At 64.6% G+C, this 17,740-nt stretch carries 13 protein-coding genes; 8 read left to right on the top strand and 5 right to left on the bottom strand.

Annotated elements, in window-relative coordinates; genetic code table 11:
- Positions 1 to 5: 5 nt before the first annotated feature.
- Together IP92_RS12705 and IP92_RS12700 are read right to left on the bottom strand one after the other, a co-directional pair.
- Positions 6 to 923 (bottom strand): PP2C family protein-serine/threonine phosphatase, encoded by a 918-nt coding sequence (locus IP92_RS12705; RefSeq protein WP_145875316.1) that lies wholly within the window; start codon positions 921 to 923, stop codon positions 6 to 8.
- A gap of 9 nt (positions 924 to 932) precedes the next feature.
- Positions 933 to 1,934 carry a serine/threonine-protein kinase gene (locus IP92_RS12700; protein WP_145875314.1) on the bottom strand — a complete coding sequence of 334 codons (1,002 nt, stop codon included), beginning with the start codon at positions 1,932 to 1,934 and terminating at the stop codon, positions 933 to 935.
- Between the two features lie 98 nt (positions 1,935 to 2,032).
- Between IP92_RS12700 and IP92_RS12695 the strand changes: the two genes are divergently transcribed.
- Positions 2,033 to 2,923, top strand: a complete 891-nt coding sequence (locus IP92_RS12695; protein ID WP_145875905.1) for a YicC/YloC family endoribonuclease — start codon at positions 2,033 to 2,035, stop codon at positions 2,921 to 2,923.
- 3 nt (positions 2,924 to 2,926) lie between these two features.
- Here the strand turns inward: IP92_RS12695 and IP92_RS12690 are convergent, their stop codons facing one another.
- A complete protein-coding gene (locus IP92_RS12690; protein WP_145875312.1) occupies positions 2,927 to 3,790 on the bottom strand; it encodes an alpha/beta hydrolase family protein in 864 nt (287 codons plus the stop codon).
- 194 nt (positions 3,791 to 3,984) lie between these two features.
- Here IP92_RS12690 and gmk point away from each other — a divergent pair, with 194 nt between their 5' ends.
- The 3 genes from gmk (at position 3,985) to IP92_RS12675 (ending at position 7,247) form a co-directional block, all read left to right on the top strand.
- A complete protein-coding gene (gmk, locus tag IP92_RS12685) occupies positions 3,985 to 4,626 on the top strand; it encodes a guanylate kinase (RefSeq protein ID WP_145875310.1) in 642 nt (213 codons plus the stop codon).
- Positions 4,627 to 4,703: 77 nt separating this feature from the next.
- A complete protein-coding gene (rpoZ, locus tag IP92_RS12680) occupies positions 4,704 to 4,907 on the top strand; it encodes a DNA-directed RNA polymerase subunit omega (protein ID WP_107143459.1) in 204 nt (67 codons plus the stop codon).
- Between the two features lie 63 nt (positions 4,908 to 4,970).
- On the top strand, positions 4,971 to 7,247 hold the full coding sequence (locus IP92_RS12675) for a RelA/SpoT family protein (RefSeq protein WP_145875308.1): 2,277 nt from the start codon (positions 4,971 to 4,973) through the stop codon (positions 7,245 to 7,247).
- Positions 7,248 to 7,351: 104 nt separating this feature from the next.
- Here the strand turns inward: IP92_RS12675 and IP92_RS12670 are convergent, their stop codons facing one another.
- Both IP92_RS12670 and greB read right to left on the bottom strand, forming a co-directional pair.
- Complete coding sequence (locus IP92_RS12670) at positions 7,352 to 8,017, bottom strand: transposase (RefSeq protein WP_229418745.1); 666 nt, start codon at positions 8,015 to 8,017, stop codon at positions 7,352 to 7,354.
- A gap of 65 nt (positions 8,018 to 8,082) precedes the next feature.
- Positions 8,083 to 8,643, bottom strand: coding sequence for a transcription elongation factor GreB (greB, locus tag IP92_RS12665; protein WP_145875306.1), 561 nt, complete (start codon positions 8,641 to 8,643; stop codon positions 8,083 to 8,085).
- A 53-nt stretch (positions 8,644 to 8,696) separates the two neighbouring features.
- Between greB and IP92_RS12660 the strand changes: the two genes are divergently transcribed.
- The 4 genes from IP92_RS12660 (at position 8,697) to IP92_RS12645 (ending at position 17,670) form a co-directional block, all read left to right on the top strand.
- A complete protein-coding gene (locus tag IP92_RS12660; RefSeq protein ID WP_145875304.1) occupies positions 8,697 to 10,169 on the top strand; it encodes a sensor histidine kinase in 1,473 nt (490 codons plus the stop codon).
- A complete protein-coding gene (locus tag IP92_RS12655) occupies positions 10,166 to 10,813 on the top strand; it encodes a response regulator (RefSeq protein ID WP_145875302.1) in 648 nt (215 codons plus the stop codon). The genes IP92_RS12660 and IP92_RS12655 overlap by 4 nt, the downstream gene beginning before the upstream one ends.
- 130 nt (positions 10,814 to 10,943) lie before the next feature.
- Complete coding sequence (locus IP92_RS12650) at positions 10,944 to 12,524, top strand: GGDEF domain-containing protein (RefSeq protein ID WP_145875299.1); 1,581 nt, start codon at positions 10,944 to 10,946, stop codon at positions 12,522 to 12,524.
- A gap of 187 nt (positions 12,525 to 12,711) precedes the next feature.
- Entirely contained in the window at positions 12,712 to 17,670 is a 4,959-nt protein-coding gene (locus IP92_RS12645; RefSeq protein ID WP_145875297.1) for a beta strand repeat-containing protein, read from the top strand.
- Positions 17,671 to 17,740 lie beyond the last annotated feature (70 nt).

Here is a 17,740-nt window from a genome sequence, read left to right as displayed (position 1 = left end):
CATTCCTATTTGAGTAACTGGGATGATCTTTCGATGGCGCCACGGATCTCCGCGATCGCCTTGTCGATTTCGGCTTCGTCGAACGGGTCGGCCGGCGCGATCGTCGTGCTGTGCAGGTCGCCCGGCAGGGTCTCGGTGGAGATCAGCGTCGAGCCGGCGGCCGCCGGCAGGTCGTCGCCTGCGGACGTGCCCTGCCACGTGATCGCCAGGCCGGTGACGTTGTCGCTCATGCTGCCGGAGCAGCGCAAGGCCGTCTGCAGCAGCTCGGGCACGGCGCGCACCACGGGTTCCCGCGCCAGCGTGGCGACCAGGTCTTCCTCGGGCACGGCGGCCCACAAGCCGTCCGAGCATAATAGCATCACGTCGCCGGGCCGCAGGCTGGCCGGCGCCGACAGCTCCACCTTCGGCGCGCCGTTGGCACCCAGGCAGTTGTACAGCTTGTTGCGATCGGGATGGGTGTAGCGCGCCTCCGGCGGTACCTTGCCCTTGTCGATCAGGTTCTCCACGTGCGAATGGTCGCGCGTGCGCGCCACGATGCGGTCCCCGCGCAGCCAGTACAGCCGCGAGTCGCCGCAATGGGCCCACGTGGCCGTGTTGTGCTGCACGACGCAGGCGACGATCGTCGTGCGCGGCGTTTCCGGCAGGCCGTGGGCCGCCGTGTAGCGGTGGATTTCGCGGTGCGCGGCCAGGAACGCGTCCTCGAGGAAGCGCTCGGGGCCCTTCACGTACGGGTTGGCCTGCTGCTGGAACAGCGTGGAGATGGTCTGCAAGGCGATCGTCGCGGCCACCTCGCCGCGCAGGTGGCCGCCCATGCCGTCGGCCAGCACCAGCAGCAGCGCATCGCGCGTGAAGCTGTAGCCCATGCGGTCCTGGTTGACCTTGCGGCCGCCGATATGGCTTTCCTGGTAGACGGAGAACTGCATGTGGGCCTCCTAGCCCTGCAATGTGTCGGACGGTTCGTCGGGACTGCCGCGCAGCCGCCGCGCCAGCGCGCGCAGGCGGCCGAACGGGCCCGCCGCACCCGGCTCCTGTGCGACCGCCGGGCGCGCGGCCGGCACGGCCTGCAGCGCCTTCTGCAGCTCGAACAGGCTTTGCGGACGGGCCAGCGGATCGATCGCCAGCGCCCATCGTACCAGCCGCACCAGCTCCGGCGAATAGCGCTGTTCCAGGCGGGCGTAGTGCTCTTCCATCCGGTCGTCCTGGCGGCGCTGTTCGGCCGGCTGAGGCGGCGAGCCGGCCATGCAGGCGAACATCGCCGCGCCGATGCCATACACGTCGGTCCACGGCCCCAGCGGATGCGTCTTCACCGTCAGCTCCGGCGCGGCGAAGCCGGGCGTGTACATCGGCGTCAACGTCAGTGCCTCGGAGCCCAGCGTCTGGCGGGCCGCGCCGAAATCGAGCAGCATCGGCGTGCCGTCGGTGCGCAGGTAGATGTTGGCGGGCTTCAGGTCCAGGTGCAGCAGCTGGTTCGCGTGCACTTCGCGCAAGCCTTTCAGCACCTGCGTGAATACCTGGCGGATAAATGCCTCGCCGATTTTTCCGCCTTTTGCGCGCTGCCGGCCGATATGATCCTGCAGCGTATGACCGGATTCATACGCCATCACCATGTACACGGTGTCGTTCGCACGAAAGAAATTAAGCACTCTTACAACATTCGGATGGGCGATTTTCGCCAGCGCGCGGCCCTCCTCGAAAAAGCATTTCAGCCCTATTCTGAAGACCGGGAGGTTGTTTTTTGACACAGATGGCGCTAATTCGCCCTCTTGACGCAATGCCAGCGCGCTTGGTAAATACTCCTTGATGGCCACCGCATTGCCCTGCGCGTCATAGGCGAGGTAGACGATACTGAACCCGCCGGACGCAATTTTCTTTACAATGCGGTATCCAGCTAAGTCCAGCCCATCCGGTAATGGGGCGTTGTTTTGTGCAGCCATGCGTTTCCTCGCCTCAACAAGCGCAACTTACCGGATTGTGTGGACAAAACCATGTATTGTAAAGACAAAATCGGGGATATCCATTGAGCATTTCCAGCATGACGGGCTACGCGGTTGCCACCAGCGAAAGCGCGGCGGGAACTCTGACGATTGAAATCAAGAGTGTCAATTCCCGTTTTCTCGACCTTCAGTTCCGCATCAACGACGACCTGCGCGCCCTCGAGCCGGATCTGCGTTCCGCCATCATGGCCGCGATCACGCGCGGCAAGGTTGAAATCCGCTTGAGTTTCGGCCGCAAGGCCGCCGGCGCCGGCACGCAGGCACTGAATATCCCCCTGTTGAACGAATTGACTCGCCTGCAAAACGAGGTGGGCAAGTATTTCGCAAACGCCCAGGCGATGTCCGTGGCGGAATTGCTGCGCTGGCCCGGCGTCATCGAGGAAGCCCAGATCGGCCAGGAAACGCTGCAGGCCGACGTCGCGGTGCTGATGGCGCGCACGGTCGAGGCGTTTGTCACGAGCCGCCAGCGCGAAGGTGCGGCACTGGAAGCGATGCTGATCTCCCGCATCGAGGCGATGGAAGGCATCGTCAAGCGCATCACGCCGCTGATCCCGCAAGTGGTGGCGGCATTCCAGCAAAAGGCGATCGAACGGATGCAGGAAGCGCTGGGCCTGGCGTCGCAAGGCTCGAACGCGGCGCTGTCGCGCCAGGATGCGATGGAGCGGATCCGCCAGGAAGTGATCCTGTACGGCATCCGCATCGACGTGGCCGAGGAGCTGGGGCGCCTGTCCGCGCACCTGAACGAAACCCGCCACATCCTCAAGAAGGGCGGCCAGGTCGGCAAGCGGCTGGACTTCATGATGCAGGAGTTGAACCGCGAGGCCAACACGCTGGGCGCGAAGGCGTCCGTCAAGGAGCTCGCCGACGCATCGATGGAACTGAAGCTGCTCATCGAGCAGATGCGCGAGCAGGTCCAGAACCTCGAGTAAGCCCTAGCGTGCGACGAGCCCGTCGCACCATTCCAGCGCCGCGGCCCACAGGGGCTGCGCGTGCGGCCGAAAATACCCCATGTGTCCCAGCTTGCCGAACCCGCGCCGCGGGTCGACGTCGACGCCCTGCCATTGGGCGTTGCGGTAGCCCGCCATGAACGCATCGCGCGACGCGGGCGGTGCCCACGGATCGTCCGTCGCGTTGACGGCCACGATCGGCGCGCGCACTTCGGCATAGGCCGGCACCACCTTGTCGCGCATCGCCGGGTCGTCGAAGAAGTAATGTGGGAAGCGGCACCAGCGGCGCCACTGGCGGTACACGCCCAGCGGCAGGTCCTCGCCCATGCCCAGCCGGCTCCAGGCCAGGTAGCCGTGCCGGCGCGTCAGGATGGGGCCCGCCACGTGCCACATGAACAGCACCTTCAAGCGCTCGAACAGCGGCATCCAGCCGTGCCAGCCGGCACCGGTGCCGAACACGTACATGCCGTCGATCTTCGCGTGGTTCGGCAGCAGGCCGAACGCATGGCCGCCATACGAATGCCCGACCAGCAGCAGCGGCACGCCGCCGCCCGCCGTGGCATCCGAGGTGGCGTCCACCACGGCGGCCAAGTCCAGCCTGGCCCAGTCGAGGAAGTCGCCATCGAACCCGGCCAGCGACTCGGGCGCGGACAGGCCGACGCCGCGGTAGTCGAACGTCGTCACGGCATAGCCGCGGCCGGCCGCGAATTCGGCGAAGCGGCGGTAGAAGCCTTGCGGCACGCCGGTGGCGCCGGCGACGACGAGACGGGCGCGTTCCGGTCCGTCCGGCAGGTAGCGCGTCGCGGCCAGCGGGTAGCCGTCGGCGGCGCGGATCGTGATGTTGGGCATTGTCTCCCCTTGTCGTTATGGTCTGCGGCCATTCTAGGAAAGGCGCCGCGGGGGCGCCAAGCGGACGATTAGACGACATGCTCGACGGATCTATGCTGCACGATGTGTGCTGCACGTATGGCCAACAGATGCAAAACCGGTTGCTCTTGGTAAAATACGCCTTTGGGCCACGGCCCTGCGAATCGAGATTGCAAATGAGCCAACACTTCTCCGGCAGCCTGTTCATGGTTGCGGCGCCGTCGGGCGCGGGCAAGTCCACCCTCGTCAATGCGCTGCTGGCGCAGGAACCGACGATCAAGCTGTCCATTTCGACGACCACGCGCCAGCCGCGTCCGGGCGAACAACACGGCCGCGAGTACTTCTTCACGACCGCGGAGGACTTCGTGGCGCGCGCCAATGCGGGCGAGTTCCTGGAGTGGGCTGAAGTGCACGGCAATTACTACGGCACGTCGCGCCTGTTCGTCGAAGAGCAGATGCGCGCCGGCACCGACATCCTGCTGGAGATCGACTGGCAGGGCGCCCGCCAGGTGAAGAAGCAGTTCCCGCAGGCGGCCGGCATCTTCATCCTGCCGCCATCGATCGCGGCGCTGGAGGAGCGGCTGCACAAGCGCGGCCAGGACGAGCCGCACGTGATCACGCGGCGCCTGCTGGCCGCGGGAGGCGAAATCGCGCACGCGCCCGAGTTCGAGTATGTTATTATCAATGAAGAGTTTCCGGTCGCCTTGCTTGAACTGAGCGCGATCGTCCGATCGGCCCGTTGCCGGTTTGCGCAACAGGCGGCCCGCAATGCATCGCTGTTTGCCCAGCTGGGCATCCACGCCGAGCAGCACGAATAAGTTCCAACATAGTTTCAAGCACCGTTTCCAGTACCGCTTTCAGCTATCCATTTTTTCCAGTTTCCAGGAGTGACACCATGGCCCGTATTACGATCGAAGATTGCCTGCAGAATGTGCCGAACCGTTTCCAGCTGACCCTGGCCGCGACCTATCGCGCTCGCCAGCTGCTGCAGGGCCACACCCCGAAAGTGGAAGCCAAGGACAAGCCGACCGTGCTGGCACTGCGCGAGATCGCGGCCGGCAAGGTGGGCCTGGAAATGCTGAAAAAGGTCCCAATGTAATTTCGGAACCTGCGTTCCAGAGCACCATTACAGGTTCTACAGTTGAATCACACTGAGAAGACCATGAACCTGAACTCGGCCGAACCCGGCATCACAGAGCGCCCCGCCCCGCGGGGCCGCCGTTCGGCCAAGCCGGACGGGGATGCCGGCCAGGCCCCCGTCATCTCCACCTCTCCCCTCGCCGCCCCGCTGACGCCAGCCGGTGTCGCCACGATCTCCCACCTGACGGAAAAACTCGCCGAATACATGACCGAGGCCGACCTGAAAAAGGTCAAGGAAGCCTACCGGTTCTCGGACGAGATGCACCTGGGCCAGGTGCGCAAGTCGGGCGAACCCTACATCTCGCACCCGATCGCCGTCGCCGAAATCTGCGCCGACTGGAAGCTCGATGCGCAGGCGATCATGGCCGCGCTGCTGCACGACGTGATGGAGGACCAGGACGTCAAGAAGGACGAGCTGATCGAGCGCTTCGGCGCGCCCGTCGCGCACCTCGTCGACGGCCTGTCGAAGCTGGAGAAGATCGAATTCCAGAGCCAGATCGAGGCGCAGGCGGAGAACTTCCGCAAGATGCTGCTGGCGATGGCGTCGGACGTGCGGGTCATCCTGATCAAGCTGGCCGACCGGCTGCACAATATGCGCACGCTGGACGTGATGGCGCCGGCCAAGAAGCAGCGCATCGCCAAGGAGACGATGGAAGTCTACGTGCCGATCGCGCACCGCCTTGGCCTGAACAACATCTACCGCGAGCTGCAGGACCTGTCGTTCTCGCACCTGTACCCGCTGCGTTACCACGTGCTGGCGAAAGCCGTGAAGGCGGCACGCGGCAACCGGCGCGAGGTGGTCGGCAAGATCCTCGACTCCGTCAAGAACACGCTGGGGATGGCCGGCATCCACGCGGAAGTGTATGGCCGCGAGAAGACGCTGTACGGCATCTACAAGAAGATGCGCTCGAAACACCTGACGTTCTCGCAGGTGCTGGACGTGTACGGCTTCCGCGTCGTCGTCGACAGCTTCCCGAACTGCTACGTGGCGCTGGGCACGCTGCACTCGCTGTACAAGCCGATGCCGGGCAAGTTCAAGGACTACATCGCGATCCGCAAGCTGAACGGCTACCAGTCGCTGCACACGACGTTGATCGGCCCGTACGGCACGCCCGTCGAATTCCAGATTCGCACGCAGGAAATGCACCGCACGGCCGAATCGGGCGTGGCGGCGCACTGGCTGTACAAGAACAGCGACGCGAACATGTCGGACATGCAGCAGCGCACCCACGCGTGGCTGCAGTCGCTGCTGGACATCCAGCAGCAGACGGGCGACTCGGCCGAGTTCCTGGAACACGTGAAGGTCGACCTGTTCCCCGACTCCGTCTACGTGTTCACGCCGAAATCGAAGATCATCGCGATGCCGCGCGGCGCCACGCCGATCGATTTCGCGTACGCGATCCACACGGGCATCGGCGACCACACGGTGTCGGTGACGATCAATGGCGAACCGGCTCCGCTGCGCAGCGAGCTGCGCAATGGCGACATCGTCGAAGTGGTGACGGACCCGAACTCGCGGCCGTCGCCCAGCTGGCTGTCGTTCGTCCGCACGGGCAAGGCCCGCTCGGCGATCCGGCACCACCTGCGCACGATCAATCTGCCCGAGTCGATCAACCTGGGCCGCCAATTGCTGCAGCAGGCGCTGGCCGGCATCAGCATCGATCCGAACCTGCCGGAGCCGCTGGTGGAGCGGCTGCTGAACGAATCGTCGGCCAAGTCGATGGACGAGCTGTACGCCGACATCGGCATCGGCAAGCGGATGGCGGCGCTCGTCGCGCGGCACATTTTCGGCCTGCTGGGCGGCGAATCGGCCTCCGTGCCGATCGACCACAACAGCGCGGCGGACCTGGACCCGGTGACGATCTACGGCAGCGAAGGCGTCTCCGTGCAGCTGGCGCCGTGCTGCCTGCCGATCCCGGGCGACCAGATCATCGGCCAGCTGCGGCGCGACCAGGGCCTGCAGGTGCACACGTCCGACTGCAGCGTGGCGCGGCGCCAGCGCCAGAAGGAACCGGACCGCTGGATCGCGGTGAAATGGGGCACCGAGCTGAACCGCCGCTTCGACAGCCGCATCCGCCTGTTGATCAACAACGAAAAAGGCATCCTCGCCCGCGTGGCCGCCGAGATCGGCGAATCCGACGGCAACATCACGTTCGTCGGCATGGACGAGGACAACGACCACGTCCTGCACCAGCTGCGCTTCACCATTCAGGTGAAGGATCGGGTGCACCTGGCCGGCCTGCTGCGCAATGTGCGGAAGGTGGCCGGCGTGAATCGGGTGAGCCGGGAGCGGGGGTAGGCCCGCTTGCACGCTTGTACGCCGCCGGCGTCATGAAAACCAACGGCAGAAGCCGGGGTCAGACCCGGCGGGTCTGACCCCAGGGTTTGCTGTTGGTTTCCATTTCAGCGCGCTGGCCCGCATGCACCATCGCGCAAGCCTGCGATCCGCTTGAGAAATGCCTGGCCGCCTACCGCAAACTCCGCATTCGTCGCAGCGCGGATGAATGCCACATCCTTTGTCGACAGCGGCTGCGCGAACAAATCGCGATAGTGCCCGCAACGTGCTGCGCCATCCACGCCAAGCGACCGATAAAGTTCGTGCTGCGTGACAAGCGGATCCGGTCGGCCATCCGCATTCCTCCGGTAACTCGACCAGCGGTACTGCCCGGGAAACTCCACCATTTTGGCCCGCAGCGGATTCAGCTCAATGTACCGTTGGCAAATCAGCAAATAGGTTTCGCTTTCGATGTGTGCCGCTTTATAGCGGCCTTCCCACAAGCCACCGGTACGCCGATAGCGCCAGTTGATGTACTGCGCGTGGCATTGTGCAATGCTCTTCATCATCGCGGGTACGCCGTCGGGAACCTCCGGCGTCACCAACAAGTGCACATGATTGGTCATCAGTACATAGGCGTGCACGGCGCATCGCTTTTCTGCCGCAGCCGTTCGTAGATGGTCGAGGTAGTGCACGCGGTCGCGGTCGTCGAAGAAACAACGCTGGCGCGCGTTTCCCCTGTCGACGATATGCAGCGGAACGCCTGGCAGGAAGACGCGCTTTGGGCGTGCCATGGGCCTCTCCAGATGGAAGTGAGCCCCATCATCGTGCAGTCAGCGTTGCCGGCTGCTGAGCGGGCTCAATCCTCCCCCTCCGGATACCTCACCTCCAGAATCTCCAACTCCTCCACCCCGGTCGGCGTATGCAACGTCACCATATCCCCCTCGCGCGCCTTCGTCATCGTGCGGGCGATTGGGGAGATCCAGCTCACCTTGCCCTTCAGCGGGTCGAATTCGTCGATGCCGACGATCGTGATCGTGTTCTCGACGCCGTCCTGATTGCTGTAGGTGACGGTGGCGCCGAAGAACACCTGGTCGCTGCCGTGGTGGACGCTCGGGTCCACCACTTCGGCCAGGTCGAGGCGCTTCGTCAGGAAGCGGATGCGGCGGTCGATTTCGCGCAGCCGGCGCTTGCCGTAGATGTAGTCGCCGTTCTCGGAGCGGTCGCCGTTCGACGCGGCCCAGTGCACCACCTTCACGACTTCCGGCCGCTCGACGTCGATCAGCTGCAGCAGCTCGTCCTTGATGCGCCGGTAGCCGCTTGGGGTGATGTAGTTCTTCGCGCCCGGCGGAATGGGCGGAGCTTGGGCGATGTCGTCGTCATCGTCCTGATCGGTTTCTTTCACGAATGCTTTGTTCATGGAGCGGGTGTTTCACGTATCATCCTGCCAATGCGGAACGATTGTACACATTTATGAGCACTGCCCCGTCCTGCCACGCGCCGCTGTGGCATGAGATCGCCTGGCAAGCCAGCCGTTCGGAGCTGTTCCTGATCGATCCGCGCACGCTGCGCCTCCTCGACGCCAACCCGGCCGCATGCCGCAATGCCCACTGCGAACCGGGGCTGGACTTCGCCGCGCTGGCCCCTCACCTGCCCCGCGAGCAGTTCGATGCCGCCCTCGCCAGCGGCGCCATCGTCAGCACGAGCCTGGCCCGGGCGGACGGCTCGCGCTACCGCGTGTCGCTGCGCCTGGCTGCCGTCACGCACGCCGGGCAGGACTGCGTGCTGGCCGTGGCCGAGGACGAGACGCCGCACGAGGCGCTGCGCCACGTGCAGGCGCGCTTCGACGCGATCGTGTCGCACACGCCCGGCCTCGTCTACCAGTTCCGCCGCGATCCCGACGGGCGCGTGTCGTTCCCCTACCTGTCCGAAGGCTGCCAGGCGCTGCTGGGCTTGGCAGCTTCCGAGCTGGCAGCGCAGCCGGACCGCTTCGCCCAGCTGGTACTGCAGGAAGACCGCCAGTCCTACCTGGACTCGATGGCCTCGTCCGCCGGCACGCTGTGGAGCTGGAACTGGGAAGGCCGTATCTGGATCGAGGCGTGGAAGGACGTCAAGTGGATCAACCTGCGCGCCACGCCGCACGCGCTGCCGGGCGGCGCGGTGCAGTGGGAAGGCATCATGACCAACATCACCGAGAGCAAGCTCGAGCAGCTCGAGGTGCGCGCCAGCCGGGCCCGCCTGGCCGAGCTGACGGCCCACATCGAAAAAGTGAAGGAACAGGAACGCACGCGCATCGCGCGCGAAATCCACGACGACCTGGGCGGCAACCTCACGGCCATCAAGATGGCGCTGGCCATGCTGGCCGCGCGCCTTCCGGAAGGCGACGCCGCGCTGGCCGAGAAAGCCGCCTACGTGGACCAGCTGGCCGACCGCACGATCGATGCCGTGCACCGCATCACGCTGGACCTGCGCCCGTCGATCCTCGACTTCGGCCTGGTCGCCGCGCTGGAATGGCAGGTGAAGGAATTCGCCGCGCAGGCCGGGCTCGCATGCAGCTTCCAGTCCAACGAGAAGGACGTGGCCCTCGACCCGGACCAGGCCAGCGCTCTGTTCCGCATCGTGCAGGAAGCGCTGACGAACATCGCCAAGCACGCGCACGCCAGCCGCGTGACGGTGCGCCTGCACTGCACGCGCCAGTACGTGACGGTGAAGATCACGGACAACGGTGCTGGCATCCGCCCCGCCGACCGCTCCAAGCCGGGCTCGTTCGGCCTGCGCGGCATGGCCGAGCGGGCCCGGGCGCTGGGCGGCACGCTGAACCTGTCGGATGCGCCCGGCGGCGGCACCATCGTCGCGATCCGCATCCCGCGTGCATTACCGGACGCCGGCGGAACGAAGGGATTACAATCCGGCTTGCAACAACGAAATAGGATTCACGCCGCATGAGTGACAAAGCCGCCATCAAGGTCTTCATCGCCGACGATCACGCGATCGTGCGCGAAGGCCTGAAGCAGATCCTGGCCGATACGCGCGACATCGTCGTGTCCGGCGAGGCGGAAAACGGCAGCGACGCACTACGCCTGTTCCGCAAGTCGGGCTGCCACGTCGTCCTGCTCGACATCTCGATGCCCGACCGCAGCGGCATCGAGGTGCTGAAACAGATCAAGAAGGAAAAGCCGGAGCTCGCCGTGCTGATGCTGTCGATGCACCGCGAGGACCAGTACGCGATCCGCTCGCTGAAGGCCGGCGCCGCGGGTTACCTGACCAAGCAGAGCGCACCAAAAGAGCTCGTCACGGCGATCCGTCAGGTGGCCGGCGGTTTAAAATACATCAGCCCGGCCCTGGCGCAGGAGCTGGCGAACCACGTGGGCGAAGACCACGAGGCCGCGCTGCACGAAACGCTGTCCGACCGCGAATACCAGACGCTGACGATGATCGCCTCCGGCAAGACCGTGGGCGCCATCGCCAAGGAGCTGTCGCTATCCGTGAAGACGGTCAGCGAGTACCGCGCCCGGCTGCTCGTCAAGATGAAGCTGAAGAACAGCGCCGAGCTGACGCACTACGCGATCAAGAACGGCCTGATTGACTGACGCTTAAAACGAAGACAACTGTTGGTTCCAGAAGTAAAGGAATTTCCTCCTCTTCCTCCGCGTATGGGCAAACTCATCAGTACCTTATGATGCAGGCTATCGGTAATCTTTTGTAAAGGCTGCAAGCCAGATGTCGAGTAAACCACCCAGTTCCGCAGGCGCCGACCAGAATCCGGCCGATATCGCGCGCGAGGCGTTCCGCCGCCTCGCGATCCGCCGCATCGCGCCAACGCCGGAAGCTTACCGCGACATTTACAACGAGATCGCGGGCATCCCGGCCGCGCCGCCCATCGCCGTCGCCACGCCCGACCCCGGTCCGGAAAACGTGCTGACCCGCTTTGCCGCGCGCATGACGGAGCAGCCGGGCGACCTGGCCGAGTTCGGCCGCCGCTTCAACCGCGCCGTCAAGGCACGCGACTGGGATGCCTACGCGACCGCGTTGTCGCAACTGGCCGAACGTCCAATCAAGAAAGCCGGCGGCATCGAACTGGCGCCGATGCCGGAAGGCGAACAGACACGCCTGCTGCGCGACCTGCTGAGCCGCACGCTGACGTTCGCCGTCGCGTCGCTGCTGACGGGCACGCCGGCCCTGGTGGCCGAAGCGGAAGCGCTGGGCGTGGCGACGAAGGAAGCGCATACGGAAGCGGACCTGTCGGAAATCGCCGTGCGCCTGAAGCAGCTGTGCTACCAGATCGAACTGAAGCACGGCGACGCGGCCGAGCAACAGGAACTGCTGCTGCGCTTGTTCCGCCTGCTGCTGGAAAACGTCAGCGAGCTGCTGGACGACGACTCGTGGCTGCGCGGTCAGGTCGATGCCGTGCAGGCGCTGATCGAAGGCCCGCTGGATGCCCGCGCGCTGGAAGCGGCCACGCGCAGCCTGAAGGACGTCATCTACAAGCAAAGCCAGCTGAAGCACAGCATGGCCGACGTGAAGCTGACGGTGAAGAACATGATGATGACCTTCATCGACCGCCTCGGCCAGGTGGCCGCGTCGACGGGCGACTTCCACGAAAAGATCGGCGGCTATTCGGAGAAGATCAGCCACGCGCAGGATATCGCGGAACTGAACGAGATCCTCGACGAGGTGCTGCGCGAAACTCGCATCGTGCAGGGCGAAGCGCTGAAGGCGCGCGACAACATGGTGACGGCGCGCCAGGAAGTGGAAGACGCGGAAGCGCGCATCAAGTCGCTGGAAAACCAGCTGCAGCACATGAGCGAACTGGTGCGCGAAGACCAGCTGACCGGCAGCCTGAACCGCCGCGGCCTGGACGACGTGTTCGAACGCGAAACGGCCCGTGCCGACCGCCGCGGCACGCCGCTGTGCATCGCCGTGCTCGACCTGGACGACTTCAAGAAACTCAACGACACCTACGGCCACATCGCCGGCGACGGCGCGCTGAAGCACCTCGTCAAGGTCGTCAAGGAAACGCTGCGCTCGATGGACGTGATCGCCCGCTTCGGCGGTGAGGAATTCCTGATCCTGCTGCCGGAAACCAGCGTCGAGGCGGCCGTCGCGACGATGACGCGGCTGCAACGCGAGCTGACCCGCCACTTCTTCATGCACGAGAACGAAAAGGTGCTGATCACGTTCTCGGCCGGCGTGGCGCTGCGCAAGCGTGGCGAGGAACAGTTGGAGCTCGTCAAGCGTGCGGACCAGGCGATGTATACCGCGAAAAAGACCGGGAAAAATCGGGTGGTGGTCGCGGATTAATATTTTTGTATTACTTCGTTATTGCAAGTAAGGGCCTGCGTAAAATGCAGGCCCTTTTTTTTCTATCCTGGCCCAGTGATCGCCTTAACCTCGCCTTAACACACGGCAATACTTCCTATAAAATGTATTGAAACTCAGCAAATAGCTGATGCTATTTACTTTTTATTAATCAGATTAAGGAATTCACATGGCCGTTATCCGCGCGGGCAGCACCTCGGCATCTTCCGGCATTTCCACCTTGGCCGCAGCGGTCGTTCCCACCGAGGGCAGCGATACGCTCCTCATCAGTGGCGACGTGACCGTCGACGGCCTCGGCGGCAACGACAGTATGCTCGGCGGCAGCGGCAATCAGGTACTGATCGGCAGCAACGGTAACGACACGCTCGAGAGCACCGCCGGCAACGACACGCTGATCGGCGGCGCGGACGACGACCTGTATGTGATGGGCGATTACGCGGACCACAACGTCATCATCAACATCGATGCGAATCCCAACAAGAACGACGTGCTGTATCTGAAGGAAGTCAACGAAACCGAACTGACCGGCTTTCAACGCATCGGCAACGACATCATCATCCGCTGGGGTACCAACAGCCAGGTCACGCTGAAAGACGTTTATCTGGGCGAAGATCACCAGATCACGACGTTGAGGCTGCAGAAATTCCTGTCCACGTACGAGGAGGTGTCCTATACGATGCGCGAAGTGTTCGAACGCTATACGTATCTGCTGACGGATGGCGACGACGTGCTGGGTCCGTCGGACCTGAACGAACACGTGCGCGGCGGTAACGGCAACGACAAGATCGACATGGGCGCCGGCAACGACTACCTGTCCGGCGACGCGGGCGACGACACGCTCGACGGCGGGACCGGCAACGATACGATGTATGGCGGCTTGGGCAACGACGTGTTCGTACTGCGCAAAGGCTCGGGGATCGATTCGATCACGTCAGCGGACAACACGGCCGGGCGCGTCGATATGATCCGTTTCGAAGACATTCCGTCGACGGACCTGACCGCGGTGGTCCGGTCGGGATGGAGCCTCGTGCTGAAGTATGGCGATGCCGACGAGGTCACGATCGTCAACTACTTCTCGACCACAAACAACGTCATCACGCATGTTTCGTTCTCGGACGGCCAGATATGGGACATGGCGCAACTGTTTGCCGCTTATCCGATCCAGTTGGGCGCCGGGGACGACGAAGCGACGAGCTTCCCGCAAAACCTGAACGAAACGATCAAGGCGGGCGCGGGCAACGACACGATCGGTGCCAGTGGCGGCAACGATGCGGTATATGGCGAGGACGGCAACGACTCGCTGGCCGGCGATGCGGGCACCGACACGATCTACGGCGGCGACGGCACGGACAACATTAACGGCGGCATCGACAACGACACGCTCTACGGCGACGCGGGCAACGACACGATCGATGGCGGCACCGGCGACGACGTCGCTTACGGCGGCACGGGCAACGATACGCTGAACGGCTCTGCCGGCAACGATACACTGGACGGCGGAACCGGCAACGACAGCATGATCGGAGGCGGCGGCAACGACGTGTTCATCCTGCGCGTCGGTTCGGGCATCGACCAGATCTCGCTGGCCGACACGGGCGCCAACAAGGTCGACGTGATCCGCTTCGAGGACGTGGCCTCGACCGCGCTGACGGGCGTGTCGCGCAGCTTCGCCAACCTGACGCTCACGTACGGCAACGGCGACAGCGTCACGCTCACGTCCTACTACACGGACGCGACCACGAAGTTCTCGACGATCCAGTTCTCCGACGGCGTCAGCTTCCGCGCCGACCAGCTGTTCGCCAACTATGCGATCCAGCTGGGCGACACGGGCGACAACCTGACCTTCACGGACGACGTCGAAACGATCCGCGGCGGCGCCGGCAATGACACGATCACGGCCGCCGGCGGCAACGACCTGATCGACGGCCAGGCCGACAACGACAACCTCAACGGCGGCCTCGGCAACGATACGGTCTTCGGCGGCGCGGGCAACGACACGATGTACGGCCTGGACGGCGACGACGTGATGGACGGCGGCGTCGGCGACGACTCGATCAACACCGGTGTCGGCAACGACACGGTGCTGCTTCGCATCGGGTCCGGCCAGGACAGCGTCAACTTCGCGGGCGGCTCGGTCGACCGCGTCAAGACGCTGGTCTTCGAAGACGTGGCATTCAACGCGCTGACCGGCGCGGCGCGCAGCGGCTGGGACCTGATCCTGACCTATGGCACGAGCGACAAGGTGACGCTGGTGAACTACTTCAGCGGCACGAGCTACGAAGTCCAGAAGGTGGTGTTCACCGACGGCACGCACACGGTACAGGACATCCTGGCCGGCTACGCGCTGAAGCTGACGACGGGCGACGACGACGTCGCGTTCACGCGCAACTGGGCGGAAACGATTTACGCAGACGGCGGCAACGACAAGGTGGACGCGGCGGGCGGTGACGACATCGTCAATGGCGGTGCGGGCAACGACTCGATCCTCGGCGGCCTCGGCAACGACACGCTGGCCGGCGACGAAGGCCGCGACACGCTGGACGGCGGTGCGGGCGACGACCGCCTGTCCGGCGGCCTGGACAATGACAGCCTGCCGGGCGGCATCGGCAACGACACGCTGGACGGCGGCGCCGGCAACGACACGATGACGGGCGGCACGGGCAACGACGTGTACCTGCTGCGTGTCGGTTCCGGTATCGACACGATCAACCTCGACGACACGTCCACCGTCAAAACCAAGATTATCCGTTTCGAAGACGTGGCATCCGACGATCTCACGGCAGTCAAGCGCGTTGGCGCCAACCTGGTGATGGAGTACGGCAACGGCGACAGCGTCAACGTCACGAGCTACTTCGGCGCCAACAAGTTCAACGCGCTGGAGTTCTCGGACGGCGTCAGCTTCACGCCGGCGCAACTGTTTGCGAAGTACGAGATCCAGCTGACGACGGGCGCGGACAGCGGCACCTACAGCGACGATGCGGAAACGATCCACGGCGGCGCAGGCAACGACTCGATGCTGGCGCTTGGTGGCAACGACGCGCTGTATGGCGAGGCCGACAACGACACGCTCAACGGCGGCCTGGGCAACGATTCGCTGTACGGCGGCGACGGCACCGACATCCTGATCGGCGACGCGGGCGACGATCGCTTCGACGGCGGCGCGGGCGCCGACAACATGACGTCGGGCGCCGGCAACGACACGTTCGTCTTCCGCCGCGGCTCCGGCGCCGACACGGTCAGTGTGCAGGACTCCACCGCGGGCCGCATCAAGACGTTCATCTTCGAGGACGTCGCGTCGACCGATATCACGGGCATGCAGCGCAGCGCGTCGAACCTGATCATCACCTACGGCAACGGCGACCAGATCACGGTGCAGAACCATTTCTCCGGCATCACCAACGAAGTCAATTCCCTCGTGTTCACGGACAAGACGGTGACCGTGCAGGACCTGCTGGCCGTCAACGTGCTGAAGCTTACGTCCGGCGTCGACAACCTGACGTTCCCGCGCAATATGGACGAGACGATCTACGCCGATGCGGGCGCGGACGTCGTTGACGCGGGTGGCGGCAACGACGCCGTGTACGGCGAAGCGGGCGCGGATTCGCTGACGGGCGGCGCGGGCAACGATACGCTTTCCGGCGGCACCGAGAACGACACGCTGCTGGGCGGTAACGACAACGACGTGCTGTCCGGCGACGTGGGACGCGATTCGCTGTCGGGCGACGCCGGCGACGATTACCTGTCCGGAGGGCTGGACATCGATACGCTCCTGGGCGGCGCGGGCAACGACACGCTCGATGGCGGCGCAGGCAACGACTCGCTGAAAGGTGGGACGGGGAACGACCTGTACCTGCTGCGCATTGGCTCGGGCATCGACACGATCGACCTGGAAGATACTTCGACCTTGAAGAACAAGGTGATCCGCTTCGAGGACGTGGCTTCCGACCAGCTGCTCGCCGTCAAGCGCGTGGGTACGAACCTCGTCATCGACTACGGCACCGGCGACAGCGTCACGGTGAGCAGCTTCTACGGCGCGAACAAATTCAATGCGATCGAGTTCTCGGACGGCTCGTTCACCCAGGACCAGCTGTTCGCGAAGTATGAAGTGAAGATGGCCGACACCGCCGAGAACGCCACGTTCACGGACAGCGGCGAGACGATCCATGGCGGCGCCGGCAACGACACGATCACCGCGGCCGGCGGCGACGACGTCGTGTATGGCGAAGCCGACAACGACAACGTCTACGGCGGCAACGGCAACGACACGCTGTTCGGCGGCGCGGGCAACGACAACCTGAACGGCGACGCCGGCGACGACTGGGTCGCGGGCGGCATCGGCAACGACACGATCACGGCAAACAGCGGCAACGACACCATCGTGTTCCACTCGGGTGACGGAATCGACCTGCTCAACATCAGCGACGCCACCGTGGGCCGGTTGAAGACCGTCGTATTCGAGGACATCGGCGCGCTGAACATGACGTCGCTGCAGCGGGTCGGCGGCAACCTCGTCGTGACGTACACGGCCGGCGATCAGGTCACCATCAGCAATTACCTCGGCGCGCCGGCGGCCATCAACACGCTGAAGTTCGCCGACGGCGACTGGACGATGCAGGACCTGTTCGACCACTACAACATCAACCTGTCGACGGCGGCCGACACGCTGGTGTTCAGCGCCTGGAACGAATCGGTCCTGGCCGGTGCCGGCAACGACTCGCTGGACGGCGCGGCCGGCAACGACCGCCTGTTCGGCGAACTGGGCAACGACACGCTGACCGGCGGCGCGGGCAACGACACGCTGTCCGGCGGCGTCGGCACCGATTCGCTGACCGGCGGCGCCGGCGACGACGTGTACGTATTCCAGCTCGGTTCGGGCATCGACACGGTGAACGCCTACGACGCGACGGCGGGCCGCTTCGAGTCACTGGTGTTCGAGGATGTCGCCCTCAGCCAGGTGCGCTCGGTCGCGAAGGTGTCGAACAACTTGGTGATCGCGTATGGCACGTCGGACCAGGTCACGGTCACCGGTCAGTTCGCTTCCGCGCTGTATGCGGTCAACGCAGTGCAGTTCAGCGATGGGGCGAACCATACGGTGGCTGAGTTGATCGGGATGTTCTCGGGGACGTAACGCCCTCATCGCCAGTCTGGCCGGCGTGCGTGGCACTCCGGCCAGACTGGCGCCCTCCTTTATCCGAGGT

Source organism: Pseudoduganella flava (assembly GCF_007830495.1).
Classification (GTDB): domain Bacteria; phylum Pseudomonadota; class Gammaproteobacteria; order Burkholderiales; family Burkholderiaceae_D; genus Rugamonas; species Rugamonas flava.
This window is presented reverse-complemented; position numbering and strand designations above follow the sequence as displayed.